22 protein-coding genes and 1 pseudogene are annotated in these 26,207 nt (G+C 40.7%); 13 read left to right on the plus strand and 10 right to left on the minus strand.

Annotated elements, in window-relative coordinates:
* Window positions 1-10 precede the first annotated feature (10 nt).
* Both D3P12_RS01705 and D3P12_RS01710 read right to left on the minus strand, forming a co-directional pair.
* Window positions 11-1,678 carry a GLPGLI family protein gene (locus D3P12_RS01705; protein ID WP_118193365.1) on the minus strand — a complete coding sequence of 556 codons (1,668 nt, stop codon included), beginning with the start codon at window positions 1,676-1,678 and terminating at the stop codon, window positions 11-13.
* 32 nt (window positions 1,679-1,710) lie between these two features.
* Window positions 1,711-3,966, minus strand: coding sequence for a glycoside hydrolase family 20 protein (locus D3P12_RS01710; protein ID WP_118196927.1), 2,256 nt, complete (start codon window positions 3,964-3,966; stop codon window positions 1,711-1,713).
* Window positions 3,967-4,096: 130 nt separating this feature from the next.
* Here D3P12_RS01710 and D3P12_RS01715 point away from each other — a divergent pair, with 130 nt between their 5' ends.
* The 7 genes from D3P12_RS01715 (at window position 4,097) to D3P12_RS01745 (ending at window position 11,261) form a co-directional block, all read left to right on the plus strand.
* Entirely contained in the window at window positions 4,097-5,077 is a 981-nt protein-coding gene (locus tag D3P12_RS01715) for a DUF6427 family protein (protein WP_118193366.1), read from the plus strand.
* 95 nt (window positions 5,078-5,172) lie between these two features.
* The gene (locus D3P12_RS01720) at window positions 5,173-6,474 is read left to right on the plus strand and encodes a PorV/PorQ family protein (RefSeq protein ID WP_118193367.1); all 1,302 of its coding nucleotides are present in this window, start codon (window positions 5,173-5,175) and stop codon (window positions 6,472-6,474) included.
* Window positions 6,475-6,480: 6 nt separating this feature from the next.
* Window positions 6,481-7,035 (plus strand): LPS export ABC transporter periplasmic protein LptC, encoded by a 555-nt coding sequence (lptC, locus tag D3P12_RS01725; protein ID WP_118193368.1) that lies wholly within the window; start codon window positions 6,481-6,483, stop codon window positions 7,033-7,035.
* A gap of 175 nt (window positions 7,036-7,210) precedes the next feature.
* The gene (locus tag D3P12_RS01730; protein WP_245977362.1) at window positions 7,211-9,307 is read left to right on the plus strand and encodes a peptidylprolyl isomerase; all 2,097 of its coding nucleotides are present in this window, start codon (window positions 7,211-7,213) and stop codon (window positions 9,305-9,307) included.
* A 70-nt stretch (window positions 9,308-9,377) separates the two neighbouring features.
* A complete protein-coding gene (locus D3P12_RS01735; protein ID WP_118193370.1) occupies window positions 9,378-9,893 on the plus strand; it encodes a DUF2480 family protein in 516 nt (171 codons plus the stop codon).
* A 27-nt stretch (window positions 9,894-9,920) separates the two neighbouring features.
* On the plus strand, window positions 9,921-10,691 hold the full coding sequence (locus tag D3P12_RS01740) for a DUF3108 domain-containing protein (protein ID WP_118193371.1): 771 nt from the start codon (window positions 9,921-9,923) through the stop codon (window positions 10,689-10,691).
* Between the two features lie 3 nt (window positions 10,692-10,694).
* Complete coding sequence (locus D3P12_RS01745) at window positions 10,695-11,261, plus strand: DUF3109 family protein (RefSeq protein ID WP_118193372.1); 567 nt, start codon at window positions 10,695-10,697, stop codon at window positions 11,259-11,261.
* 12 nt (window positions 11,262-11,273) lie between these two features.
* Here the strand turns inward: D3P12_RS01745 and D3P12_RS01750 are convergent, their stop codons facing one another.
* Window positions 11,274-15,671, minus strand: coding sequence for a translocation/assembly module TamB domain-containing protein (locus D3P12_RS01750; protein ID WP_157970238.1), 4,398 nt, complete (start codon window positions 15,669-15,671; stop codon window positions 11,274-11,276).
* A 63-nt stretch (window positions 15,672-15,734) separates the two neighbouring features.
* On the opposite strand from D3P12_RS01750, the gene tsaD reads away from it, so the two are divergent.
* Window positions 15,735-16,739, plus strand: coding sequence for a tRNA (adenosine(37)-N6)-threonylcarbamoyltransferase complex transferase subunit TsaD (tsaD, locus tag D3P12_RS01755; RefSeq protein WP_118193374.1), 1,005 nt, complete (start codon window positions 15,735-15,737; stop codon window positions 16,737-16,739).
* 251 nt (window positions 16,740-16,990) lie between these two features.
* Here the strand turns inward: tsaD and D3P12_RS01765 are convergent.
* From D3P12_RS01765 to folP, 5 genes and pseudogenes are all read right to left on the minus strand, one after another.
* Window positions 16,991-18,305 (minus strand): annotated as a pseudogene (locus D3P12_RS01765) (nicotinamide mononucleotide adenylyltransferase).
* Window positions 18,306-18,335: 30 nt separating this feature from the next.
* Window positions 18,336-18,887, minus strand: a complete 552-nt coding sequence (locus D3P12_RS01770; protein ID WP_118193376.1) for an NUDIX hydrolase — start codon at window positions 18,885-18,887, stop codon at window positions 18,336-18,338.
* Window positions 18,884-19,729, minus strand: coding sequence for a dTDP-4-dehydrorhamnose reductase (gene rfbD, locus D3P12_RS01775; RefSeq protein WP_118193377.1), 846 nt, complete (start codon window positions 19,727-19,729; stop codon window positions 18,884-18,886). Before rfbD ends, D3P12_RS01770 begins: the two co-directional genes overlap by 4 nt.
* Window positions 19,726-20,265: a dTDP-4-dehydrorhamnose 3,5-epimerase gene (gene rfbC, locus D3P12_RS01780; RefSeq protein ID WP_118193378.1), complete on the minus strand. Its 540-nt coding sequence runs from the start codon at window positions 20,263-20,265 to the stop codon at window positions 19,726-19,728. Before rfbC ends, rfbD begins: the two co-directional genes overlap by 4 nt.
* An 8-nt stretch (window positions 20,266-20,273) precedes the next feature.
* Entirely contained in the window at window positions 20,274-21,128 is an 855-nt protein-coding gene (folP, locus tag D3P12_RS01785; RefSeq protein ID WP_245977363.1) for a dihydropteroate synthase, read from the minus strand.
* An 81-nt stretch (window positions 21,129-21,209) separates the two neighbouring features.
* On the opposite strand from folP, the gene D3P12_RS01790 reads away from it, so the two are divergent.
* The 3 genes from D3P12_RS01790 to D3P12_RS01800 are packed head-to-tail and all read left to right on the plus strand — an operon-like array spanning window position 21,210 to window position 23,498.
* The gene (locus D3P12_RS01790) at window positions 21,210-21,749 is read left to right on the plus strand and encodes a DUF1599 domain-containing protein (RefSeq protein WP_118193380.1); all 540 of its coding nucleotides are present in this window, start codon (window positions 21,210-21,212) and stop codon (window positions 21,747-21,749) included.
* A 26-nt stretch (window positions 21,750-21,775) separates the two neighbouring features.
* The gene (locus D3P12_RS01795; protein ID WP_118193381.1) at window positions 21,776-22,942 is read left to right on the plus strand and encodes a BT_3928 family protein; all 1,167 of its coding nucleotides are present in this window, start codon (window positions 21,776-21,778) and stop codon (window positions 22,940-22,942) included.
* Between the two features lie 16 nt (window positions 22,943-22,958).
* Window positions 22,959-23,498: a shikimate kinase gene (locus D3P12_RS01800; protein WP_118193382.1), complete on the plus strand. Its 540-nt coding sequence runs from the start codon at window positions 22,959-22,961 to the stop codon at window positions 23,496-23,498.
* Here D3P12_RS01800 and D3P12_RS01805 read toward each other — a convergent pair.
* Both D3P12_RS01805 and recF read right to left on the minus strand, forming a co-directional pair.
* Complete coding sequence (locus tag D3P12_RS01805; RefSeq protein ID WP_118193383.1) at window positions 23,476-23,769, minus strand: DUF721 domain-containing protein; 294 nt, start codon at window positions 23,767-23,769, stop codon at window positions 23,476-23,478. The two genes, D3P12_RS01800 and D3P12_RS01805, sit on opposite strands and share 23 nt — an antisense overlap.
* A gap of 3 nt (window positions 23,770-23,772) precedes the next feature.
* Window positions 23,773-24,876, minus strand: a complete 1,104-nt coding sequence (recF, locus tag D3P12_RS01810) for a DNA replication/repair protein RecF (RefSeq protein ID WP_118193384.1) — start codon at window positions 24,874-24,876, stop codon at window positions 23,773-23,775.
* A 116-nt stretch (window positions 24,877-24,992) separates the two neighbouring features.
* On the opposite strand from recF, the gene D3P12_RS01815 reads away from it, so the two are divergent.
* Window positions 24,993-25,673, plus strand: coding sequence for a tetratricopeptide repeat protein (locus D3P12_RS01815; protein WP_118193385.1), 681 nt, complete (start codon window positions 24,993-24,995; stop codon window positions 25,671-25,673).
* Between the two features lie 17 nt (window positions 25,674-25,690).
* Entirely contained in the window at window positions 25,691-26,185 is a 495-nt protein-coding gene (gene ribH / locus D3P12_RS01820; RefSeq protein ID WP_118193386.1) for a 6,7-dimethyl-8-ribityllumazine synthase, read from the plus strand.
* The last annotated feature ends 22 nt before the right edge of the window (window positions 26,186-26,207 follow it).

A 26,207-nucleotide genomic window follows, 5' to 3' on the forward strand; every position in this document is an offset into this window, starting at 1 on the left:
GTAATGAATACTACTCACCAATCAACACTCCCGACACATTCCATGAACTAAAACTAGTTCCTTCCGGTTCACCCTGTGGAATCTGTACCCGGATGACATGTTCGCCTGCACTAAGATCTCCCATATCAATAAAAACTGGTGGGGTCAGTGTCCCTGGACACCAATTCGACCGACTTAAATCGGACGACGATAAGCCGTTGCTAAAATTTCCCGAAGCTGGATTATAAAGTCGGTATGATCCACAATCCGTACGCCAAGGTGTAAAGCTGAAGACCTCTGCTCCATCAAGAAAAATAGCATTCTCTTTCGGGACAAATTCATCTCCACCTCCCCAACCACCATGGCCTGTTGTAATGAAACGAAGTTGCACGTTCTTCATATCGCTGGGCAGTGTAAATTTAACTTCCAACCCTTTCTCAACATCGAACATGGTTGCGTAGTCCTGTCCCGCCATTTCCATTACGTTTAATGTATTAAACAATGGAACAACTTTCTGAGCAGGGGAGTTATCTGGTCGTCCAGGGTGAATACTCAAGTCTAAACTTACAATATGCCCGCCGCCATCATAATTTCCAATAAAAGTGCCGATCCATACTTCTTGATTTGTTAGAATGGGTGCAAGTTCAGTAATATCCTGTCTGTAACTCACACTATCTTGCCAATTTTTACCTTTCAGTTGGATATGGTTGAATTGCTTAACTCCAAAAGGAGTAAAAAAGCGCATCAATTCAACGAGCGGCGTGTATTTTTCAGTGCGGATAACGCCTCTGTATTCTTTCCCATTACCATTTTCATAAACTGATAAAGCCGAGACGTCTTTCGTCAGTCCATCCAGAAAAGAAATATCACGATCTGTGGGGATCATAAATACTGTTCCGGTCCGATCGTATGCATCGCCATTTGATTTTTCTATTAATTCTACAAAAACACTATTCCCTTCTTGTATAGCTGGTACATTTACCTTTTTCAGGATAATAGTCCCATTGGCAAAACGTAGGACACTATCTGACTTAGGCTCAGCGATAAAATTAATCTGCTCGTTTCTAAATATCGATAAATTGGTAAAACGACTTTTCCATAAGAGGTCTTTGTAGCTCAAATCATCAACAGCCTCCGCTAAATCCGGCAAACGCAAAGCATTGGGGATACGCTTAACTTTCTCCACACTTATCGCTGTAATCGCAGAATTCCCATTCCTAACCATTTCTAAAACTAGCCCTAAGTCTTGACCGAGCTCTGAGGGAGCCCCTTTAACAGGTGCTTTATCAGTAAACCACAATTCAATCGTATTCGAATTTACAGATGTTACCGCTTTTGTACACTCATAACCTAAAATCTCCTTCTTTTCATCAGTAATTGTAAAATTTTGTTTTGATAAAAGCGCCGCATCACTTGTGACGATCTGTTTACCGCTTTGGAAAAAAGCCTGCTTTAGATAACTCCCGTTTGCCCTATCGACAAAAAAACGCTCATAAGGGAGTTCGGCCTTACCTTGAATTATTGCTTCTGACGCGACTACCGTTTCTGTATCTGAAGAATATAGGATAAGCGGGCTTTGATTTGTCAAAGGTTTACCATGTGAACTTCGCTGATAGGTAACCTTATAAACTTCTCCGGTATTTTGCGCGTACGCAGAAAAAGATATCAGAATAGAAACAAAGGTGATAAAGTATTTCATGTTGGCGTTAGTACGTGTTTGATTATAGAAAATCAGTAAACAATAATTTCGTCTGTAAATAAATAACCCCGTTGTGGATTGGTAGCTTTAATTCGAATATAACGAGCCATCTTACCTTTTAAATCAAATTTAAATTCTTTGAAAGTTAGGCGTGCGCGAGTGGTGGGGATGTTATTTTTTATCGTATGCCATTCTCTAAAATCCTTTCCATTATCGGATACTTCTAAGGTTACCTGACCAGGCATATAAACCCCAGGGCCTGTTACTTGCATAAAGCGGATAGAAACTGAATTCAATTCCTCCCTTCTCTCAAAATCGATCGTAACATCTACCCCTCCCTTCGTAAAGCCCTGCCATTCACCATCTCCATAGCTCAACCCACCTTTAACACCATTGACCAAGGTACTATCACCACGGGCTTCATAAGTATCCCAAGGATTATTATAGATTACATCTTTTCCGATAGCACGATGAATATCAACCTGCAGACTATCAATTGCACCCAAACGTACAGAGTCAGCAAACACAGCACTTTTAACAATCGTAGATTTTAGCAGCTCGAGTGGTTCGACGTATACTGGCGACTGTGCCGTTGGGTCGGAACCATCAATTGTATATCGAATCGTAGGGTGATATTGTTCGGATGATATTGTTACTCGTGAAGTTTGTGTACTATCATTATAAACTGCTCTAATTAGTGGCTTGTAAGTTGGTCGATAATAATTGACATTCAAACGCTGCAAAAGCATGTAATGCTTTTGTAGCCTGCTTTCAAAATCAGCCCAGTCTTTTTGTTCGGGTGAAGTCCAAGCGACCTCGGATAAGGCGAGTGTACGAGGGTAAGCCATGTATTCAACATGTTCTTGAGTTGGCATATACTCAGTCCACAGATTTGCTTGCACTCCGATGATATGCTTGCGATTATTATCATTAATGTCTGATGGGATCGGATCGTAATCATAAACCCTGGACAAAGGCGTAAATCCGCCTATTGCTTCCGGTTGATCCATGGGATTGCTTTGATAAGAATCAAAATACATCGGAGCCCCTGGAGTCATGATCACATCATGACCTGAATTTGCAGCTTTTATACCTCCTTCTTCTCCCCTCCAAGACATTACGGTTGCTCCTTCCGCTAAACCGCCTTCCAGAATCTCATCCCAACCAATGATCTTCCGTCCCTTCGATTTCACATAATCATTGATTCTCTTAATAAGATAGCTCTGTAACTCATCTACATTCTCCAATCCCTCTTCCTCCATTCTCTTTTTACACTTCGGACAGGTTTTCCAGCTCTCTTTACTCGCTTCATCTCCACCGATATGAATTAGCTCAGATGGGAATACATCAATGACCTCATCTAGTACGCCGGTTAAAAAGGTGAATGTTTCCTCATTTCCGATGCAAAACTCCGAATTATGATAGGGCTGCCCAGAACATGAAAGGTTCGGATAAACCGCCAGAACTTCTTCAGAATGTCCAGGCATTTCTATCTCAGGAATAACGGTAATGCCTTTTCTTGCTGCATAATCAATCAAATGTCTAGCTTCCTCTTGTGTATAAAAACCGCCATATGCGTTAGGAGTCCCCATTTCGACATATTGGCGAGGACTATTCCACCAATCTTTCCACGATGAGAAATTTCTCCAGGCGGCTTTTTGTGTCAATTCAGGATATTTCTTTATTTCCAGTCGCCATCCCGCGCCATCCGTTAAATGCCAGTGGAATCTGTTTAACTTATAAATGGCCATCAGATCAATATATTTCTCTAAAAAAGAAATTGGGAAAAAGTGCCGCGAAACATCCAAGTGCAGTCCTCGGTAAGCAAACCGTGGAGCATCCTCCAAAGTCAGGGCGGGAATTAAATTACCAGATTCTTGCAAATACGATATTTGTACAAGCGTCATAATTGCATTAATCATTTGCGGTGCTTCCCAAGCCGTAATAAGAATTCCTTGCGAATCAACTTCAATGCGATAAGCGTCCTTGTCAAGCTTATCACCTTCTTCTGGAAGGATCAACCGCACCCCATTCTCAGGAATTTTCTTACGCTTTTTAATAAGCTCAACTTCTGAGAAGTTGATAAATGGATGGTCCTTAAGCAACTCTGAAACTTCCATGAACTCTTCAAACGCTGACACCTGAAGGTTTGGAGACAGCAAGTTAAACGAGCCCGCACCCATCTCTATCTTTTTAGGTTTAGGAATCAAAGGCAATGTCTCTTGTGAAAACAGGGTAAACGGGAGTAAACACCCTATTAGTATTGATAGGATCGCTAACTTATTCATCTTTATCATTGTATAATTTAATATCCAACGCAAAATTACAAAAAAAGCTTCAGCTATTATTTAAAGACGACAATAGCCCCTACTGTACTGATTAATTATTAGTTTTGTAGATGTTTGCACGTTGTCCAGAATGATTGAACTATTCAGGAGATATACTCCGACGAACTTAATCTATTTAATCCCGATAGCCGCCTTACTCTGTATTGGCGCCTTTATCAATGTACCAGAAGATCTGCGGGCGGTGTTCTTTGAGCCAGCTCTTTCCAATCTGCTAGGCAACATTTATGAAACATCGATCACACCGCAAGCTAGTATCGTCATTGCGCTCACTTTAACCATTCTACAGGGAGTTTTACTAAATCATATTATCAGTAAATATAATCTGTTGGGCAAAGTCAACTACCTAACCGCGCTGATTTATGTGACACTGGCAAGTATCATTACGCCGTTTCTTACCCTGTCATCAACATTATTATGCAATTTCTTGTTGATATGGGTGATAGACAAACTACTGTCAATATACCGAGCTGGTGATATTAAAGCTATATTATTTGACACAGGTTTAATCATTGCAGTGGGAACTCTGTTCTATTTCCCATTTATAGCCATGTTTCCAGCAATTTGGATTGCGCTGGTTATCTTTCGATCTTTCAACTGGCGGGAGTGGATAGCAGGCGTGATGGGTTTCATTACAATCTACTTTTTACTCTTTATCATCTATTTATGGTTTGATATGCTCGAAGCATTCAAAAACATATGGACTCCGCTAACCAGAACGTTCCCAACCTCACTGAACATCGACCTTTATGATTATTGGGTTCTTCTCGCCCCCTCGATTATCCTATTATTATTCATCATTTCCTTGAGACAAAACTTTTTTAAAAGCCTGGTTTTTATCCGCAAATCATTTCAGTTACTTTTCTTTATGCTCCTTTTGAGTATAATCTCTTTTTATTTGAATAATAATCTTGAGGAATTTCATTTTCTGTTGTGCGTGGCGCCGCTAGCTATCTATATGGCTTACTATTTTACACACGCAAAAATACGTTGGCTATATGAAAGCGCTTATGCTCTTTTGTTTTTAGCTATACTATATTTCCAATGGATATAAGCAATCTTTAACCTTTTTTAACAAAAATAGCGTGCAAAGCATCTAAAAATTAAATAGATTTGCATGCAAAATACTTTTTGCGTTAACAATTATACATGACTCTATCAAAACTATCCATCCGTAACTTAGTTTGCTTAACGTTGCTTTTTGTTTCTTCAGGAGCTGTGGCGCAATCATTAACGAGCTCGCCTTATTCGAGATACGGCTTAGGGGAACTAAGCGGGGAATACCTTCCTCAATTACGAGGTATGGGTGGCATCTCTACTGGTATACGCAGCTTGGGTTCTTATTATAATATTAATTCTGAAAATCCAGCTTCTTATTCAGGAATCCGACTAATGGCGATCGATATCGGTGTTTACGGCAATTTCTCATCACAAGAGCGTGATAATATCAAACAAAGCAATAAGGATTTTTCTTTGGGCTATCTGACTTTTGCCGTTCCTGTATCTCAAAAATCCGCACTTAGCTTTGGCTTTAAGCCTTACTCTAGCGTTGGTTATAGATTTTCGGCTCCAGGACAAATAGACACGATGAATATCAACACGGTCTATTCTGGTGAAGGGGGGCTCACGAAAGCTTACTTTGGATATGGCCAACAAATTGGGAAAAACTTTAGCATTGGTGCTAATGCAGGATATATATTTGGTAAGCTTGAAAATAACAGGGAAGCACAATATCCATTAAATTCGGGAGCACTTAACTCCAAAATTGAAAATAGTAGAGCGATAAATGGTTTTTCATTTGATTACGGTATGCAATATTTTACCGACATAGGAGATGATTATGGCTTGGTAATCGGATATTCAGGGAATTCTGGGCACTCTCTACGCTCTAAGGCAACTGAATCGGCTACCCGGACCTTCGGCAATGAAACCAATATCGAAGATAATATTGCTCTTGATACGATCAGTTATACGGAATTTGCTCGCGAAAATATTATTATGCCGCTTGAACACAAAGTGGGGTTTAGTTTCAGAAAGCATAACGCATGGCTTATTGGAGGTGACTTCCATTATGGAAAATGGTCCGACTTCCAAGAGGGTGAGGTGCCGGGCAATTTCGAGGATCGATTCGGATTTGCTATCGGAGGTAGTTTAACTCCGGATTATACTTCGAATAGATACTTCAGCTTGGTTGATTATCGATTAGGGTTTCGTTACGATAAAACTCAACTTCGAATGAATGACCAAGATATCAAAGATATGGCTTTGACGGTTGGGCTAGGATTACCTCTTCCATCAAATCGACAAAGTACATTCTATAAAATCAACTTATCTGCAGAGTTTGGCCAACGGGGAACCCTGAGCAATAACTTGGTGAAAGAAAACTACATCACCCTGCGCCTTGGATTTACCTTAAACGACCGTTGGTTCCAACGCTACAAGTATGACTAAGCAAGCATGGATTGCCGATACCTCTATATCGTATCCTTTTTATTGCTCTCTCTTATCAGTTGCGAGAACGATCTTAAGGAAGTTGAGCGGGTTTCTCAAAGTATAACCGAAGATCCTGTTGATGTATCGCACGGCGTTAAAGTGATCTATAGCGACTCTGCAATAGTAAAAGCACAATTAACAACCCCAAAAATGTTACATCATAAAACGGAAAACCCGTTTTATGAATTTCCCGAAGGGGGGTTACTGATTCTCTATGATTCGACACGGACAGAAACCCAGCGGGTACGTTCCGACTACGCGATCCAACATGTTAACACAGGTATTACGGAATTAAGAAAAAATGTTGTAGCAACACGGGCAGATGGAATGACTTTGAAATCTGAAGAGCTTATATGGGATGAGAATGAACGCCGCTTCTATTCGAACCTACCAGTTACGATCACTGTGAACGACCAGGTTTCGTACGGCACTTCTTTCTGGGCAAAAGAAGATTTCTCGTACTATGAAATCTCTTCGCAAACAGGTGATTTTCGATTTAACAGCGACGACCGGTTCTAACTATTTATTTAAGATACAGTGCATTTCAAGCGGCTCTTTTTATTTTATCTTTTTAAATTTTTACATTTAATTGTATCTTGCGCCCGCATTTATAAAATATACACATAATACGTTTGAATACAAATAGCAAACTAATTGACAAACTAAACTAAGTACAAGAGATTCTATGGGAATAATGACTTTTTTGCGAAACCGTGCAGGTTTATTGGTTGTATGGGCAATCGGGATCGCGCTTGTTGCATTTTTATTGGGAGAGATTATACCTCAACTGTTGGGGAATATGAACGCCAATCAAAACCAAGTTGGGAAGATTAACGGCGAGAAAATAGAATACCTTACCTTTAATCAAGAGGTAGAAGCTGGAATCAGCAATATGCGTCAACAGATGGGTGGAGCCTCTAATGATCAATTGAGCACCTACGTGGTGGAAAATGTTTGGAATCAACATGTCTCGAATGCTCTTCTTGCAGAAGAGGTGGATCGGATAGGATTGAGCGTAGGATCTAGTGAGCTGAATGATTTAGTTTCAGGTCAAAATCCATCTCCACAAATTGTACAATCATTTACCAATCCGCAAACCGGAGAATTTGATCGCAATCAATTAAGCGTTTTCTTAACTAACATTAGAAACGAACCTGCTAACAGTGTTCAAAAACAACAGTGGGAAAACTTCCTGCAGGTAATCAAAGATGATCGACTACAACAAAAGTATAATCAATTAATTCAAAACAGTGTGTATGTTACTTCGCTAGAAGCTAAGGAAGAGCACTCACAACGAAATAAAATTGCTAACTTCAGCTATGTATTGCTTGATTACTCATCAATTCCTGATAAAGATGTAAATATCACCGACGCGGACTATAAGACATATTACGACGCGCACAAGAAAGAATTTTACAACCCCAGTGAGACAAGAAGCATCCGCTATGTAGTATTTGATGCCCAACCCACAGCCGCAGATTCAGCAGCGGTAAAAGCAAAAGCGGAAGAATTGGCTCGCGGATTCGAAACAGCCGAAAATGATTCACTTTATGCGGCCATTAATTCAGAAACAAAATACCCAGTTACTTATTATACCCAAGGCAACCTATCACCAGCTCTAGATTCAGCCTTGTTCAATGCATCTGTAGGTTCAGTTGTAGGCCCACTCCTCTCAAGTGGAACATACGAAATGGCGAAGGTGCTCGAAAGCAAAGTAGGTCCAGATTCCGTAACAGCCAGTCACATCCTATTAAATCCTGCTCTAGAAGGAGGTATTGACCAGGCAACAGTAAAAGCAGATTCAATTAAGAATCTTCTTCAGAATGGAGCTAGTTTTGCAGACTTAGCTTCCCAGTTTGGTACTGATGCTTCCAGAGAAGATGGAGGGAAACTTGGAACCTTTGGTAGAGGAGCTATGATTCCTGAGTTTGAGAATGCAGTTTTTGATGGCAAGACAGGCGAAGTATTAGTTGTTCCAACTCAATATGGCGTACACGTAATCAGAATCGACAACCAATCAGGTTCCTCACGCGTTATTAAAGCCGCCATTATCGATCGCACAATCCAAAGCAGTAAGGAAACCTTAAACGCTGCCTATACTGAGGCGTCTGAATTTTTCGGAAAAGTGAATGAAGAAAACTTTAACGAGTTAGCGACTGATGCGGGTTATACGGTACTAAACGGCACCGAAATTGCACCGATGCAGACATTTATCCAAGATCTGGAAAATCCACGCGAGCTAATCCGTTGGGCTTATAAAGCAGAAACCGGAGATATCACCGACAAAGTTTATGAGCTACCTAACAAGTATGTTGTAGCGCAATTATCCGAGATTCGGGAAGAGGGTTATTTACCTCTCAATACCGTTAAAAATGATATCAAGCCACAGGTTATTAATAAAATCAAGGCAAAGACGTTAACAGAACAATTAAACGGGGCGTTGACTGGTGCTTCCAGTATCGAGGAAGTTGGCCAGAAATTAAGTAAACCTGCTGTTAAAGCTGAGAATATTGTGTTTGCGAACCCTATTATCCCAGGGGTGGCTCAAGAAAGTACAGTTGTAGGGACAGTATTTGGCCTACAGCCAAACACACTATCCAAAAGCATCGAAGGATCTCGTGGCGTATATGCGGTTTCTGTCCACGACTTCGTCAACCCACAGCAACCACAAAATCTTGATGCTATTAAACGGCAAAGCATCAATATGTTAAAACAACGTGCTCCAGGTAGCGTGTTCCAGGTTTTATTAGAAAATGCTGACATAACAGATAATAGAGCGAGATTCTATTAATTTAAAAATACCTAACTTTGTATCCGGATAAAGAATAACCACTTTATCCGGATTTTTTTGTTTAAACGGTATGGAAATTCAAGATAAAATAGTAAATAAAGTCGCAGCAAGTGGTCTAATAATTTTTGATTTAGCAACGTTAGCCCCAGCAGGAGAGTTTGTTGTATTTGATGTAAAAGACCATCTCTTTCATGGCCTCATTTTACGTGAAAAAGACTTCAGAGAGTTTGTTAAACAAAATGACTGGTCACAATATGAAGGAAAGAATGTGGCAATTACCTGTTCTTCTGATGCTATCATCCCAACTTGGGCTTATATGCTGCTCGCCAATAAACTGGAGCCTTATGCAAGAGAAGTTACTTTCGGATCATTAGAGAACCTTCGATCCCTTCTTTTTGAAAAGGCGTTGGATAAACTCGATATGGAACAGTATGTTGACCAGCGTATTATGGTAAAAGGTTGTGGAGATGTCAAAGTTCCCGAATCAGCTTTTATCACACTCACTAGAAAGTTAAGCAAAGTAGCCAAAAGCATCATGTATGGCGAAGCCTGCTCTTCTGTGCCAATCTTTAAGCGAAAAGCTTAAAGGCATATTTTTTGCCATATCTTCCCTATGAAGAAAATAATATTAGCGGTGTTAACCGTATTTTTGTATTTCAATGGTTTCTCGCAAGACCTACCACACTTGAAGGCGTCGGTATTTCAACCTGGCGAGACCCTGAACTATAAATTGAAGTATGGTTTCATTTCCGCCGCAAACGGTACACTAAAGGTGAATAAAAGCACACTGGAGTTTGACGGAAAGCCTACTTACCATCTTTCCGCAGAAGGTAAAACCTCGAGTGCTTTCAGTCTCGTTTTTGGTGTTCATAATCGCTATAACTCGTACATAGACAAAGAGACTTTCCTTCCCTACTTCTATTCGGAAGATATTAAGGAAGGAAAATACAGAAGAAACGATAAGGTTCGATTTTATCAGAAGCAACGCAAGATAAAGGGCAATGAGGGTACATTTAAGGGAGCTAGCCAAACCTTTGATCTGCTGTCAGCATATTACTTTGCCCGGAATCTTGATCTATCAAAAATGAAAGTAGGTCAATCCTTCAAAATGACCTATTTCTTAAATGACGAGGTCAGTACACTAGGAATAACCTATTTAGGCAAGGAACGTATCAAAACGGATATGGGAACCTTTAACTGTTTAAAGTTCAGTCCCGAAATTAAACCAGGAAGGATTTTTAAAAAGGATAGTAAATTGTATCTATGGGTAACCGATGATGGAAACAGAATTCCTGTAAAAGCGCAAGTAGAGATACTGGTCGGTTCGGTAACCTTAGAACTAGTAGGAGCATCAGGACTTAAGTACCCATTGGAAAAGAATTAAAAAATGATTGAAGTTGACGGTGTATTGGTTAGCGAAGAGCTAATAAAAGAGGAGTTTGTTTGCAATCTTAACGCCTGCAAAGGCGCATGCTGCATTGAAGGCGACTCAGGCGCTCCTCTACTTCAGGAGGAGCTTGAAACACTCGCCAGAATTTATCCTGCGGTCAAACCTTATATGACTCAAAAAGGTATCGAAACAATAGAAACCGAGGGCACCCATGTCATTGATGAGGATGGCGATTTAACGACACCCTGTGTTGATAAAAATAAGGAATGTGCCTACGTTACCTGGGAAAATGGAATTACCAAATGTGCGATCGAAAAAGCCTATGAAGATGGTAAAATAGATTGGCAAAAACCTATTTCCTGCCATTTATATCCGATCCGAATCACACAGTATCCCGAATTCGATGTATTAAACTACGATCGGTGGCATATATGTCATGCCGCCTGTTCTTTCGGTAAAAAATTAAACGTTCCCGTTTATAGTTTTTTAAAAACACCACTGATCCGCAAATATGGAGAAGAATGGTTCAAGACACTTGAAGAGAGTGTTAGAAGAGATAATTAAAGATAGAGTTCACTAGTTACGTTCGGTGCGAACCTTGGTTGTGTCCGGCCTTGTGGTGCTTTTGTTTTCATCGGACTTAAATTCAATGAAAGAGGTATCCTTCACAGACTCTGTTTTCTTGAATGATACCAACTTTCGGAAAAACTCTCCAAAAGTGTCAAACTCCTGCCGGTAAACCAGTCCGAACGCACTTACGTACTCTTCCTCCGGATTCAAAAAGTTTCGGTTATTTAATCTATTGGAAGCACGGAACAACAGGTTACCACTCTTTCTAATCAGGTAGAGAGCTTCGACATCGCTCGCGATATCTTTTCCGAACACATTAAAATCATTAAGTTCCCCCCGCCGATCGGTTACGCCGCCTGTTAAAATCAATCGATCATTCAACAAGCGAATGGATGCACTTGCCTCGTTAAATGAGCGTATGTTAAAATCCACAAAATTTAAGTTCAAAGATTGTGATATAATATTGTTTAATTGATTAAATGCCAGCTCAGTTCCCGCACTGAAAATTGTTGTGTTCAGCTCTCTGGTCAAGTCAGTGCCCGTGCCCGGTGCAAAGCTACGCCGGACAATCAGACTCAATGCTTGCTGGTTAACGTTATTGACATCACTTAAATAGCTTTGTAGCTCATCTTCAACATAAGAGTCTGTTGGGAAGTCAATACCAAAGGTTATATCGGGCTGCAATAAGTTCCCATTAAGAATCATTTCGGCTTGAGCTTGAACACGTTGATCTGTTCCTGCTCGTCCTGCCGCAGTATATAAGGGTCTCACACTTGTTCGTACCTGATAGGTCGCTGTCAAATTAATCAATGCTTCAGCCGGATTTCCCGTCCATCGGATCGAACCACCACTTTCTATTTCGAAGATCTTATTAATAAAATCCTGAGCCGTGAATTCGAATTTTCCTTGCTGAATAGCATAGTCCCCAAACATTTCAAAGTCACCCAGACTCGTAATATTAAGTGATAAAAGTCCTGTTCCTCTCCCAGATAGCTTTCCCAGGTCAGTAAAAATATTGACTTCAGATTCTGGATCGACCGTAAGATCCATCGTCATCGTTAAGCCCTCAAAGTAATTCGTTTTAGGTGCCGCAGTTGAATCAGCACTGATAAACGTAATAAAGTCTTGATCGGTAATCTCACCAGCAGCGTTTAAAGGGATGTTAATTACGGTGCCAGGATCTGTGTTGGCCACGATCTGAATATCCATATCATCCGTTGGTCCATTAAACTTAAATGTACCCGTACCATACGCAAGTCCGTAATACAGCGGGTTATCTTTCGCGGTGGTATTCAAAACCATAAAATTATTCGTTGATATATCAACATGAATTTCCGGGTTAATAGGATTGGACATATCTACCGATCCGTTGGCAATTGCTCGCTGATCATTTTCATCGACTATTACCAGGTCATTCAACATAATTTTACTGTCGTTGATACTTACCTCATCATTTATCACATAAGGCGTCTTCAGGTAATTAACAATCATCCGACTATTATTGAGCTTTGCAGTACCATTAATTACCGGATTCAATGAAGTTCCGGTGATGGACAAATCTGCCGTTGCGGTACCCGAAAGATCAGATACAAGGTTTCTGAGAAAAGGGCCAAATATCACCAGCGGGTTTTCGTCCATATGAGCTTGTAAATCCAGCGGACTTACCTCATCTGACGCATTGTACGTTCCATTAACGGTCAAGGACTCCACTCCACCATCTTCGATCTCCATCGCTACCTTTACCAAGCGGGTTTCGGGATCTAGTTCAGCATCAAGGGTCATATCCCCAATGGTGGTCTGATTAAAGACGATCTCCTGTGCCTGCAAGTCACTTTGAACATAAGGTCTGTCCAATAAAGCTTTAATCTGCACTTCGCCATTCATCAACCCACTTAACTCAATCCCAAGAGGTACCGTCAACGGATTAAAGGTCTGTAAGGAAAAGTCTGAAAACCCTACCTTTAGAACATCCTCATCATCCTTTGAGATAGCTCCATCGATAGTGACTACCTGTTCGCCTTGCGACAGCTCCAAACCGTTGATCAACGTCTTCCCTTCCTCAAAATCGAATTTAACTTTTTCCTGAATGCGCCAATCCTCATTATTAATAATCATATCCGAGGGCAGTAGACTAAGACGAGAAGACGATTCCTGATTAAACTCTACTAACCCATTTAAATCAAGTTGGTTCGTTTCATCAAGATCCGACATCTTGATATTGAATCGTAAACTATCGTTCCGCAGGATATTGGCAATATTAACATTATTAATAAAAAGACTATCTGTAAAATTCACCCGGTCTGAGGTAATGAACAAATTGAGGAACCGATCATTTGCCGTCTGATCAAAAATTAAATTATGTATTGTTACACCCTTATAAACACTCGTGGGGACAAATCCGTTCAACGAACTCACCCCATCAACAGAGGAGAACCTTCCCGTCATAATCACTTCCTCCGGTATTTCTAAATCGGGCACAAAAAGAAGTGCAAATGGCGTAAAATCTTTCAAAGTCAAATCGAAATCAAACTCCTGATTCCCACCTTCAATAATATCCACATCCAAAGAAGGAATATATTGCTTAGCGATACCCTTAAAATACGACGGGAATGTATTAAGATCAATTTGCCCATTAATACGTGCGTCTACGATACTTGATGTAATCGCGATCACACGGTCGTTCTCTGTTCCTTCTGCGATGAAACGAATGGAATCTGTCCGGAACGTTGTATCCGGGGTCACGAGCGATAAATCAGTCAACATCAGCTCCCCAACTATTGTGTTAAGGCTCGTACCAGCAAAATTCCCCGCCAGTCCCGCAGCTAATTCCAATGTATCTTTAGTAAAACCTAACTGATAAAGATTTGCCTGCTCGATATCAGCATGAAGGTCCGCTGCAATCTGTTCACTTTTCAGATCAACATCTCCGTTAAGATTCACCTTCAGATTTTTATCATTGATGGTTATATTCCCTGCGAAAGCCTGATCGGTGTACACTCCATCAACAACCATATCCGTATACCGATAGCCGTTATAATCAAGATAATCAATCGAAGCATCAATCTCCTCATAGAGATCCTCCAACGCAAAACCTTGTCCCGATACACCAAAAGTCCCGGCAATAGAACCTAGGGTTGAGTTATTGAGCAGTGCCCTCAGATCTAAGCCCGGTGTTATCAACTTTCCACTATATTCACCTTTATTCTTTAGTGACAATTTAACATCCGCAATAACGTCACCCAATCCTAATTTAAAGATCCCCTGCGTTATAAAATCATTGTAGAAACCTGTAACACGACCTTGATAGTGAATATCACCTACACGATCAAGCACCTCTGGCAACGCGAAAATATCCTTTCCACTAAATCCTGCGACGAGTCTTTCAAGGTCTTGCCGGTTCGTTAACAATCTGGAAAGATCCATGTCAAACAATGTATTATTGATATCCGGCAGTCCTCGGATAGCTAAATTCCCTTCTAACCAAGTTTGCTTACCCGTTCTAATCTGTACTTGCTGTCCGCGAATGTTCTCAACGGTACCTGAAAGCTCTCCACTGAATAAAACATTGAAATTCGTTACACTGACACCCGGCGCAAAATAAGCTATGTCCTTTGAAACAATCCTAGAGCTCTTTAGATTACCAGTCACTTCAACCTCCTCAATAAAGTTGGAAAAAGCAGACAATGAGTCATACTCAAATAAAATATAATCCCGGATATAACTATCGTTAAGTTCAAGATTAAGATCAGCAAATTCCATCTGATTAGGATCAATCGTCAAGTTAGTTGTTATATTCTTTACGTCGAGGCCACTTTTTTCTTTGAACGTTAGGTTTTCTACGCGCGTCTGAAACAAGTGTTCGATATAATCAATATCCTTTAAAGTTCCACTAAGACCATGAATATGAATATCACTGTAGTTAATTCCCTCAACTTCGCGTTGTTGCAAATAATTTACATATCGAAAATCAATATTGTTAAAGCTAGCGTCCGGTAATACAAATTCAAAATCTTTGCCTTGACTTCCAGATGTCGGTTTTTCGGGAGCAAAATAATTCTGAATGAATGAAAAGTTTGTAGTCGAATCAAGCTGCTTTTTTATAAAGACTTTACCTCCGTCCAATTGCAGGTTGTTTACAACTAGCTTTGAACTTATTAGCGACCGAAGATCCAGATCAGCATTGAAATCATCAAAATAAAGCAACGTATCCTGATCCAGATCAGCAATAAATAGCTTCTGAATCCTTATTGAGTTAAAGGGTTCGTAATAAATAGACTCGAGATTAATGTCCGTACCCAACTCATCAGAAAGATAGCTTGCCGCGCGCTGAGCCAGAAAATTCTGAACCGGTCGCAACTGCAGGGAGAGAGTAAGTGTTACGAGAAGTACTACGATCCCCAGCAACAACCACAATGCTATTTTTAGTACTTTTTTGATACTTTTGTATTTTATTTAAATATAAACAATTTGGCAACCATCCTTGGCATCGAGTCTACATGTGATGAAACATCTGCATCTATTTGTATAGACGGAAGAATACACTCAAATATTATCGCAAACCAAGCTGTTCATGGAAAATACGGCGGTGTTGTGCCTGAACTTGCGTCCCGCGTACACCAGCAGAATATCATTCCAACGGTCGAGCAATGTATTATCGATGCAAAAATACATAAAAATGATATAGACGCCGTCGCTTTTTCTCGAGGGCCAGGTCTTTTAGGATCACTTTTAGTCGGCACGTCTTTTGCCAAAGCTTTTGCCTTGGCTAAAAACATCCCACTAATAGAGGTCAATCACATGCAAGCGCATATTCTTGCACATTTCATTGATGATCCAAAGCCTGAATTTCCGTTTCTCTGTTTGACCGTCTCGGGGGGACATACACAGATCGTTAAAGTGAACGATTACTTTGACATGGAACTTGTGGGACAGACACTGGATGACGCTGCGGGCGAAGCTTTCGATAAAACAGCGAAAATTCTAAACCTTCCCTATCCCGGCGGTCCCCTGATTGACCGTTACGCTCAAAACGGGAACCCAAGAAAATTTCGCTTCCCTGAACCCCAGATCCCTGACTTTAATTTCAGCTTTAGCGGACTTAAAACATCTATCCTTTACTTTATACAACGCAATACCGCTGAAAACAGCTCCTTTATAGAAGAAAACCTAGCAGATATCTGTGCATCCGTGCAAGATCGCATCGTCACCATTCTGCTGAACAAACTCGAATCAGCTGCAAAAACGCTGAACATCAAAAATATAGCGATCGCTGGCGGTGTATCTGCCAATAGCGGTTTACGTAAGAGTCTGCAGGAAACTGGAGATAAAAATAAATGGAAGACCTTTATTCCCAAATTCGAATATTGCACCGATAATGCAGCGATGATCAGCATTGCCGGCTATTATAAATATCTACAGAAAGACTTCACAAACCAAGATGTTGCACCTTTAACACGGTGGTCGGTTGAATAATTCTTTTTTATGAATTTTTTGCAGACTTTTGTACCAGATAACACGACACAATGGATACTCCAAGCTTAATATTCCTCGCCATATTTGTCATTCCTTTCGTAGTATTGCTTTTTTGGTTAGCTCAAAAGGACAAAAGGAACAAAACACGTCAATGGGGCCTCATCGCCTTAATCGTATTAATCATTGCGGCCCTCTATGTTGCATTTTTCATTGCTCCGCAGTACGAAACTTTTTTCCCCAATCAATAGTTATTAGCGTTTCAGGGTTTTTACATATTTTATATCGTAATTTTCGACATCAATAATGTATTGATTTTGAGTAAGGAACTCAAACAAAGGCTTTGCCTCAGGTGAAACCGGCATATTGTTCGTTGTGATAATCTCGTCATTTTTCCTATCCAGATAAGGATATGCATATAATTTTACATTTTTACTGAACATACCGCTGACATAGGCTAACAGCTCATCTGTATAGTTATCACCGTAAAGACTGGCGTTGAATATATTTCTAAGATTCGAGATATTACTTGAAATCCCTACACTTCTTGGCTTAAATCGAGAAAGAAATTCAGCGAGGAAGTTATTACGAGAAAAATTCGAAACAATAATGTGATTACCCGTTGCACAGAGATCCTCAGCCCGCTTTGCAAAATACTTCAAGTCTTCATTGCTAAGATCAAGTTGGTCTTCCAAAGCATTTGACATCAATACCTCAATCATAACAACCAGATTGGCCTTTTTTGTTTTACTATTTCTTTTAAACTCCTCAACCGCCAAATTAAAGAGATCAAAGTTAGGATTCGATTTCTGTCTGTATTTTGTACGCAAAATCATGATATCCTTTTTATATAAAAAATCTTTGGCTTGCAATACATGTCCTTCCGGGTCAAAAATAGCTGCGCTTGAGAAATTCTTGGCTACGAGGTAAAGGTTGAGCAGGCGCTCATTTACATCATTGAATATCGCTCCATTCACTTTAACGAGGTCGATTTCAACCGAACCGGGCGATAGGTTATCAACCAATGACTCAATCATCATTTGTGCATCATTGCGGTAATAGTAAGACGCATAAACAAGGTTCACACCTAAAATGCCTAACACCGATTGTTGCAAACTTGAATCGCTATCCAACAGGCGAATGTGAAAAATAATTTCATTCGGCTCTCCTCCTGGTTCTACCTGAAAACGAATACCTATCCAACCGTGTGGGTCATTCGTCTTGCTGAAGTTAAGTGTTGTAACCGTATTAGCAAAAGCAAAGAGACTCCGGTCCTCATATTTTGGCCCTTTCAGCCTCGGTTAGCAGTCGATATTCATGATCTAACATCTTTTCAAGTCGCGATTGGCTAACATAGCGTTTCGAATCTTCAACCCCGTAAATCGAATCGCTAAAAGCCATGTCATAAGCGGACATGGATTTCGCTATCGTTCCCGATGCAGCACCTGCTGTAAAAAAGTTTCGCGCAACTTCCTGTCCCGCACCAATCTCTGCAAATGTTCCATAAATTTCCCCATTCAGGTTAATTCGCAGTGCTTTCCGCTTTGTCTCTAAGATTTCTCTCGCCATGCGGACAAAAATAAGAATTAAAAAAGATCTCTATGATATTAAGCCTAAATGTTTCAAGGCATAAAACAGCGCAGATGCATGCAGTGACTGTCCAAAGCCATTCGAAAACAAGATTTCTTTAACTTCGTCAGCAGATGCTAAAAGAACCTCAATTTCCTCCTGCGAGTCTAAGGATTGTTCTCTCTTTTTTACCCCTCCGCGTGCAAGAAAGGTTGTCGTTATATTATTACTTGTCGCTGGGTTCGGATAAAGTTCGCAAATTTCTTCCAACGATTCGAATTCATAGCCCGTTTCTTCCAACATCTCACGCTGGGCTGCTTCCAAAGCCGTTTCACCCTCGTCGATTACTCCACCGGGTATCTCCAAAAAATCTTTCCCAGCCCCGTGCCGGTACTGCTTTACGAGAATAAATTGATTATCATTCGTTAAGGCGACAATATTTGCCCAGTTTGGATATTCGAGTACATAGTATTCGGGAACCACATGACCGTTGGGCATTTCGCATACATCTTTTCTTAAAACTGCCCACGGAGCACGAACCAAATAAGATGACTCCAATACGCGCCAGGTTAATTTACTCATAATCGTTTAAGACATTTACCCAAACTATCACGCCAATGGGGAATAGTTAAAGAATAAGCATTTTTTATTTTAGATTTATCCAATACAGAATACTTAGGTCGTTCAGCCTTCGTCGGGTATTCTGAAGAGAGCAGCGGCTTTAGGTTCACATCCACCTTAGCTGCCTGAAAAATAGCATGGGCAAAATCATACCACGAAGCTACACCCTCATTACTATAATGATAAATACCGTAGCGAGGTTCGTCTATAAGCGCTATTTTCACGATAACTTCTGCCAGATCCATTGCATAAGTCGGACTTCCTACCTGATCGTAAACAACCGAAAGCTCTTTGCGGCCTTTAGCTACCCGTAACATCGTTTTAAGGAAATTATTGCCAAATTCAGAATACAGCCAGCTAGTCCGAAGAATAATATACTTTTCCATACTATGCATAATGGCTTCTTCCCCAGCTAATTTAGTCTTTCCATAAGCCCCAATGGGGTCGGTCCGATCAGTCTCCACGCGCGGCACAGGAGACTCCCCATCAAAAACAAAATCAGTTGAAATATGAATAAGAACAACATTGTACTCTAAACACAGTTTTGCGATCAGCTCCGGAGCTTGCGCATTAATCGCAGCAGCTTTTAAAGGATCATCCTCCGCCAAATCTACCGCCGTATAGGCCGCACAGTTGATGATAACATCCGGACGCTCTTTTCCGAATAGAGCATGCAAGTGATCCTCCTCAAGAATATTGACTTTTTGGGAACTGCAAAATATAATGTCTAAGCCGCTGGTATCCGCCGCTTGAATACATTGCCCTAATTGGCCACTTCCTCCTAATACGATGACTTTTTTCATAGTGTCTTAAATAATGGCAGTGATAAATCTTTCTCAGTAAGGATACGCTTTTCATTGGGAATAACCCAATTAATCTCTAAATCCGGATCCCCGTAGTATACACCAATCTCCGAATCTCTCTGGTAAAAATTATCGCATTTGTAAAAAAACTCAGCCCTATCACTTAAAACAGCAAACCCATGGAAAAAGCCCCTAGGTATAAATAGCTGCAACATATTACTGCCACTGAGTCGAACCGAATAACTTTTACCATAGCTGCTACTATCCTCCCGACCGTCAACAATCACATCCAACACCTCCCCGCTAAGAACGCGAACCAACTTTGCCTGCGAATGCACGCCCGCCTGCGCATGAAGACCGCGAATTACTCCAAAAGATGAAAAAGATTGGTTGTCTTGCACGAAATGGACTGATGTACCTGTTAATTCTCTAAATGTATTTTCATTAAAACTCTCATAAAAATAGCCACGTTCATCTCTGATCACTTTAGGTTCGATAAGGTACACACCTTCAAAAGGGTTCTCAATAATCTTCATATACCAAATTAGTTAGTTTTATATCTGTTTATCCGTTTTATTAATTCAATAGCCTCTTTGGCTTCCTTTACATCATGTACCCTCAGCAAATCTGCCGAACAAAGTAGAAGCACCGTATTTAGCACCGCTGTGCCATTCAACGCCTCCTGAGCTGATATCCCGAGCGCATTGTAAATCATCGACTTTCTAGATACCGCACCCAACAGAGGAAGGCCAAAACTTTTAAACTCACTGAATCGGCAGATAAGTTCGTAGTTCTGATCCAATGTCTTTGCGAAACCCGGACCCGGGTCTAGAATAATATCCTGTACACCGCTTGCCCTTAGTTTCGAGATACGATCTGCGAAATAATAAGAAATATCTGAAATAAGATCATCGTAATCGGTCAAACTTTGCATCGTTTGCGGATTCCCCCTCATATGCATCAGGATATAGGGGACCTTCAGCCGCCCCACCGTAGCATACATTTCTTTATCAAGGCTACCACCCGAAATATCGTTGATAATATGAGCACCTGCCTGGATAGCCTCTTCAGCCACCTTTGCACGAAAGGTATCGACCGAAATGATACTGTCCGGGTGCTTCATTTTTAACTTTTGAATAAACGGAATCAGTCGGTCTATTTCCTCGTCCTCGCTTACATGTTTCGCATTTGGTCGTGACGAATAAGCGCCTATATCTAAGATGTCAGCTCCGTCACCCAGCAGCCCGGTTGCATGTTCTAGCGCGTCTTCCATTGCGACATAGCGTCCGCCATCGAAAAATGAGTCAGGAGTTACATTCACAATCCCCATGATTTTAGGAGTGTTGAAATCCAACAAGCGTTGACCAGCACGAATTGTTTTGAAACTTGAGCTAAGCACCTAATTAAATTTTCTATGTGTTCGCTAAATTACATATATTCCGGTAATTTTGTGGAAATAAGGAGGGCTATCCAAACAAAAATGAAAGATACTACCAAAGAATATTATACAGTCATAAATCATTGCAAAGAATTATTCCTAAAGAAGGCAAAAGACTACGGAACAGCCTGGAGAATATTGAGATTAACATCGATCACCGATCAGCTATTTATCAAAGCACGCCGCATAAGAACCATTGAAACACAAGGCGTGGCAAAAGTTGACGAAGATATTACCTCTGAATTTATTGCCATCGTCAACTATTGTGTAATCGCGCTCATGCAGATCGACTTGGAAAACGATGAAACGATTGAACTTTCGTTGAGTGACCTAGAAAGTAAATATGACACCAAGGTTAAGGAAACTTTCGAGCTAATGATGGCAAAGAACCACGACTATGGTGAAGCATGGAGAGACATGCGCATCAGTTCACTTACCGACCTGATCCTGATGAAGATCTTTCGAACAAAACAAATCGAGGATAATGAAGGAAAAACAATCGCATCTGAAGGGATTGCTGCAAATTACCAAGACATGCTTAACTATGCGGTTTTTGCATTAATTCGGACCGGACTTCATTAAATTACCCGACTTAACTACTTGTCAGCGTGAAAAATTCACTTTCATATCGGATTACCTGGGCCATTCGGATAATCGTATCGGCATTGTTCATTTTTTCAGGGATTGTTAAAGCAAATGACCCGCTTGGCTTTGGATATAAATTAGAAGAATATTTTACAGTCTTCGGACTTCCTTTCCTAAACGACTACAGTGTAGCCTTCGCAATCTTTATTTGCAGCCTGGAAATTGTGCTAGGGGGGCTTTTACTTTTGGGTTTCTGGAGAAACAAGGTACTCTGGGGTCTCATTATATTAATTGTATTCTTTACATTCTTAACCTTTTATTCCGCTTTTTTTGAGGTTGTTACTTCTTGCGGGTGTTTCGGCGATGCTATCCCTCTTACACCCTGGCAGTCCTTTGCCAAGGACTGTGTCTTGTTGTTAATGATATCTTTTCTCTTTTATCATCGGACTAAAATCGATTCACTTATAAAAGATGAATATACGCAGTCTATCCTAACTGCCTGTATCATCGTCGTTTCCCTTGGTATCGGGGTCTACACCTATAATTTTCTACCCATCATTGATTTTTTGCCATACAAGGTCGGCAATCACCTTCCTTCGCTGATGGCGGTGCCGGAAGGTGAGTCGCTCGATGAATATGAAACAATATATACGCTTCATAACCAAGCTACAGAGGAAACGAGAAAGATGACGGATAAAGAATACCTAAAGCAGGAAATATGGAAAGATGAAAGTTGGAAAATCACCGGCGAGCCCGAAACACGGCTTGTTAAAAAAGGCTATCAGGCCCCTATCAGTGATTTAATAATCAACGACTTAGACGGAATTAACCGTACAGAGGAAATTATTGAGAACCCCGGTGAAGTTTTACTCATAGTTGCCCACGACATCAATAAAACCAATAAAGATGGACTATCCCGCATGAATGAGCTTGCTCAAAAACTCGCTGAAGATTACCGAATTTACAGTGTCCTGCTTACAGCCAGCTCTGCAGCAGATGTTGAAAGTCAGACAGCCGACCTCACACTCTATGCCGACGTACTCTTTGCCGATGCGGTTCCACTAAAAACAATGGTTAGGGCCAATCCTGGTCTTATCCTATTGCGGGATGGAGTAGTTATAAAAAAATGGCACTTCCATTTAATGCCAAACGCTGAGAAGCTTGCGTCTGATCATATTTTACAGGAATGATAATTTTTAGATCATAATGGAGAATTCGTCGATTACCCTCCCAATTTTCATTGTTGGGTTCATGGGCACTGGAAAAACAACTTTAGGCAAAAAATTATCACGGTTGGCAGGAATCCCGTTTATCGACCTGGATCAACAAATCGTAGAGGCTTCAGGTATGCCCATTAGCGATTACTTCAAATTGAACGGAGAAGACAGCTTCCGTCAGTTGGAAGAAAAAACACTCAAAACCATACCCACAAACCAGGGGGCAATCGTATCAACGGGTGGCGGCACACCTTGTTTTAGTGATAACATCAACTGGATGAACGAACACGGGCTCACCGTGTATCTCGATCTAGCTCCCAAAGTCATTTTCGACAGACTGGTAGCTTCGGAACGGAGCAGCCGACCACTATTAGCACAGATGGGAGATAACGAGTTATTGGACTATATTGAAGAAAAGCTAACAGCCCGATTACCATTCTACGAAAAGGCCCATATACAGATCAACCCACTCCATGAATCACCAAAAAGTATGCTGGATATTCTAATTAAAGAAATACAATCGATGTGATGATCTCCTTACCTGCCCGATCGTTGAGTTTTTTAAGGATCTGACTTCTCATCATCATCAGCTCATTTTTGATAACAGATGACTCAAGCCCTACGAACAGCTTTTTGTCGGCAACGTAAAGGCGCGTAGTCCGGTTAGCTATGGCAGTGCCCATCAGCTCTGGCCAAGCAGCAACAATAGAGGTCTCGTCATACTTTTGCTTCAAGCGGTACACTTCAAGCATTTGCTCGATAGCCTCCTTTAGCGTTCTATCGTTATTCCTTTTATTCATACTTTAGCCAACCTTCTTAATCACACCATTTGCTATTTCAAAAGTACGCAAATCCACCGATATTCCTTCGAAAAGCTCCTCAACCCGTTCTTTATTCGTGTGTGTTATGAAAATCTGTCCAAACTCATCTTCCGATATCATCATCATTAATCTTCGTATCCTCAGTATATCAATCTTATCGAAGATATCATCAAGAAGAAGCAGCGGTTTAAAGCCTTTCTTTCGCGTCAGATAAGTATACTGAGCTAGCTTCAATGCGATAACAAAAGATTTCTGTTGTCCTTGCGAACCAAATTTCTTCAAAGCCATCCCGTTTACTGTAAACAAGAGGTCATCTTTGTGGGTGCCCGTAGTCGTTCTCTCCAAAAACATATCTTTCTCGGCAGAGCGACGTAAAAGCTCGGCAAAAGAATCCGTATTTAGCTGCGAATCATATTCCAGCTGTGCGTGTTCGGCATCTTCCGTCAAAAACGAATAATGCCTGTCAAATAACTCAGTAAACACATCCATAAAGCTTTTCCGCTCTTTATGAATCTGCTCTCCCAACCCAACCAATTGCGAATCATAGACATCCAGTAGCTCCTCATCAATCCGAACAGTCCGACCCTGTTTTAACAAGCTATTCCTATTCTGCAGAACTTTATTGTAAGAGATCAGCAAATCCAGGTAAGAGCTATTGGTCTGCGAGATTACATTGTCGATAAACTTCCGTCGCTCCTCACTCCCCTCTGTAATAAGAAAAGAGTCGTTCGGTGTGATCATAACCAGCGGATATAGCCCGATATGATCCGCTAAGCGATTATAGTCTTTTTTGTTACGTTGAAATTTCTTTTTTTGGTTTCTTTTCAGGCTACAGACAATCACATCATCCTGTTCATTCTTCTCAAATCGTCCCTGAATCATAAAAAAATCCTGCCCTTGTTTAATCTGTTGAGAATCCACCGGATTAAAATAACTTTTGCAGAGAGAAAGATAGTGCACGGCGTCCAGCAAGTTGGTTTTCCCTGCACCATTATGCCCGTAAAAAACATTCACCGTAGGAGAAAACTCTGCTGACAGTTCATCATAATTCTTGAAATTCAGAAGAGAAAGTCCTGTTAGCCACATATCCAGCAAAGATAGCTTTTTAAGTAATTCACTTGCTTACAAACAATAAACTTCTTTAAAACTCTTGTTTCTCAAAGCTAAAACTGTATTTTTGCAGTCCGAATTATTTTAAAAAAATGTCAACAAAAGAAAAAAACAAAATAACGACTGCTTCTGCGACTCGCGGTGTAGAAAGAAGCTTTATACAAGAAAACCAAAAAAGCTTAGGTTTTATTGCAGGAGGAATCGTAGTCTTGGTTTTACTTTATATAGGTTACCAAAACTTTTACTTGGCTCCACGTGCTGAAAAAGCAAACAATGAAATCTTCAAAGCAGAATCATACGCACAAATTGATTCATTACAAAAATTAGCAATCTCTGGCGACGGATCCTATCCCGGATTTGAGCAAATTGCTGAAGAATACTCTAATACCCCCTCGGCGAATATAGCGAATGCTTACTTAGGAGGCCTCTATCTGCGTCAAGGTTCTTATCAGGAAGCCATCGTCGCTTTAGAGAAATATACAACAACCGGCAGTCCGGTGTTAGACCCATTAGTTATTGGCCTCTTAGGAGACGCTTATTCAGAGCTCGAGGATTACAAGAAAGCAGCCGAACAGTATAAAAAAGCAGCCGAGTTGAAATCAAACGACTTCACCTCCCCTCTATTTTTGAAAAAACTAGGTTTGGTAAGCGAAGCACAGAATGATTATAAAGCAGCATTGGATGCTTATAAAAAAATCAAAAGTGATTACCCAAGGAGCTATGAAGCTTCCGTTGCAGATGCTTATATCGCGCGTGCTGAAGCACAATTGTAAATTACATTCACTATTCCATGGCAACGTATCTTAAAAGCCTATCCGATTTTTCACATCTCGAAGTAGCTTCGGCTGAAAACTTCAAGTTTGGAATTGTCGTCGCACAGTGGAATGTAGCTATTACAGGTGCTTTATATGACGGAGCTTATCAATTGCTTTTAGACAAGAAAGTTTCTCCGGATAATATTAAAACAATTCAGGTACCAGGAAGCTTCGAACTGATATCCGGAGCTGATATCTTATTGAATGACACTTCGCTTGACGCCGTTATCTGCCTTGGCTGCGTTATTCAGGGAGAAACCCGGCACTTTGATTTTATCTGTGACGCCGTAGCCAACGGCATCGCCAATGTATCCATTAAGTACAATAAGCCAGTCATTTTTGGTGTATTAACGACCGATAACCAACAACAGGCAGAAGAGCGGGCAGGTGGCATACACGGAAATAAAGGAGAAGAAGCCGCTATCACGGCCATACAGATGGCCCACATTCGAGCCACGCTAACAAAATAATCAAAACACATTTCATACATAA

Origin of the sequence: Pedobacter indicus, assembly GCF_003449035.1 — a bacterium.
In the GTDB taxonomy this organism is placed as follows: domain Bacteria; phylum Bacteroidota; class Bacteroidia; order Sphingobacteriales; family Sphingobacteriaceae; genus Albibacterium; species Albibacterium indicum.

Bases quoted from the DNA above. Each gene is read 5' to 3' on its own strand.
- D3P12_RS01815 (WP_118193385.1), top strand. From the start codon at position 24,993: ATGTCAACAAAAGAAAAAAACAAAATAACGACTGCTTCTGCGACTCGC.
- D3P12_RS01805 (WP_118193383.1), bottom strand. From the start codon at position 23,769: ATGAATAAAAGGAATAACGATAGAACGCTAAAGGAGGCTATCGAGCAA.
- D3P12_RS01705 (WP_118193365.1), bottom strand. From the start codon at position 1,678: ATGAAATACTTTATCACCTTTGTTTCTATTCTGATATCTTTTTCTGCG.
- D3P12_RS01745 (WP_118193372.1), top strand. From the start codon at position 10,695: ATGATTGAAGTTGACGGTGTATTGGTTAGCGAAGAGCTAATAAAAGAG.
- D3P12_RS01800 (WP_118193382.1), top strand. From the start codon at position 22,959: ATGGAGAATTCGTCGATTACCCTCCCAATTTTCATTGTTGGGTTCATG.
- ribH (WP_118193386.1), top strand. From the start codon at position 25,691: ATGGCAACGTATCTTAAAAGCCTATCCGATTTTTCACATCTCGAAGTA.
- D3P12_RS01740 (WP_118193371.1), top strand. From the start codon at position 9,921: ATGAAGAAAATAATATTAGCGGTGTTAACCGTATTTTTGTATTTCAAT.
- D3P12_RS01730 (WP_245977362.1), top strand. From the start codon at position 7,211: ATGACTTTTTTGCGAAACCGTGCAGGTTTATTGGTTGTATGGGCAATC.
- D3P12_RS01710 (WP_118196927.1), bottom strand. From the start codon at position 3,966: ATGAATAAGTTAGCGATCCTATCAATACTAATAGGGTGTTTACTCCCG.
- lptC (WP_118193368.1), top strand. From the start codon at position 6,481: ATGGATTGCCGATACCTCTATATCGTATCCTTTTTATTGCTCTCTCTT.
- D3P12_RS01770 (WP_118193376.1), bottom strand. From the start codon at position 18,887: ATGAGTAAATTAACCTGGCGCGTATTGGAGTCATCTTATTTGGTTCGT.
- D3P12_RS01735 (WP_118193370.1), top strand. From the start codon at position 9,378: ATGGAAATTCAAGATAAAATAGTAAATAAAGTCGCAGCAAGTGGTCTA.
- rfbD (WP_118193377.1), bottom strand. From the start codon at position 19,729: ATGAAAAAAGTCATCGTATTAGGAGGAAGTGGCCAATTAGGGCAATGT.
- rfbC (WP_118193378.1), bottom strand. From the start codon at position 20,265: ATGAAGATTATTGAGAACCCTTTTGAAGGTGTGTACCTTATCGAACCT.
- D3P12_RS01790 (WP_118193380.1), top strand. From the start codon at position 21,210: ATGAAAGATACTACCAAAGAATATTATACAGTCATAAATCATTGCAAA.
- D3P12_RS01715 (WP_118193366.1), top strand. From the start codon at position 4,097: ATGATTGAACTATTCAGGAGATATACTCCGACGAACTTAATCTATTTA.
- recF (WP_118193384.1), bottom strand. From the start codon at position 24,876: ATGTGGCTAACAGGACTTTCTCTTCTGAATTTCAAGAATTATGATGAA.
- D3P12_RS01720 (WP_118193367.1), top strand. From the start codon at position 5,173: ATGACTCTATCAAAACTATCCATCCGTAACTTAGTTTGCTTAACGTTG.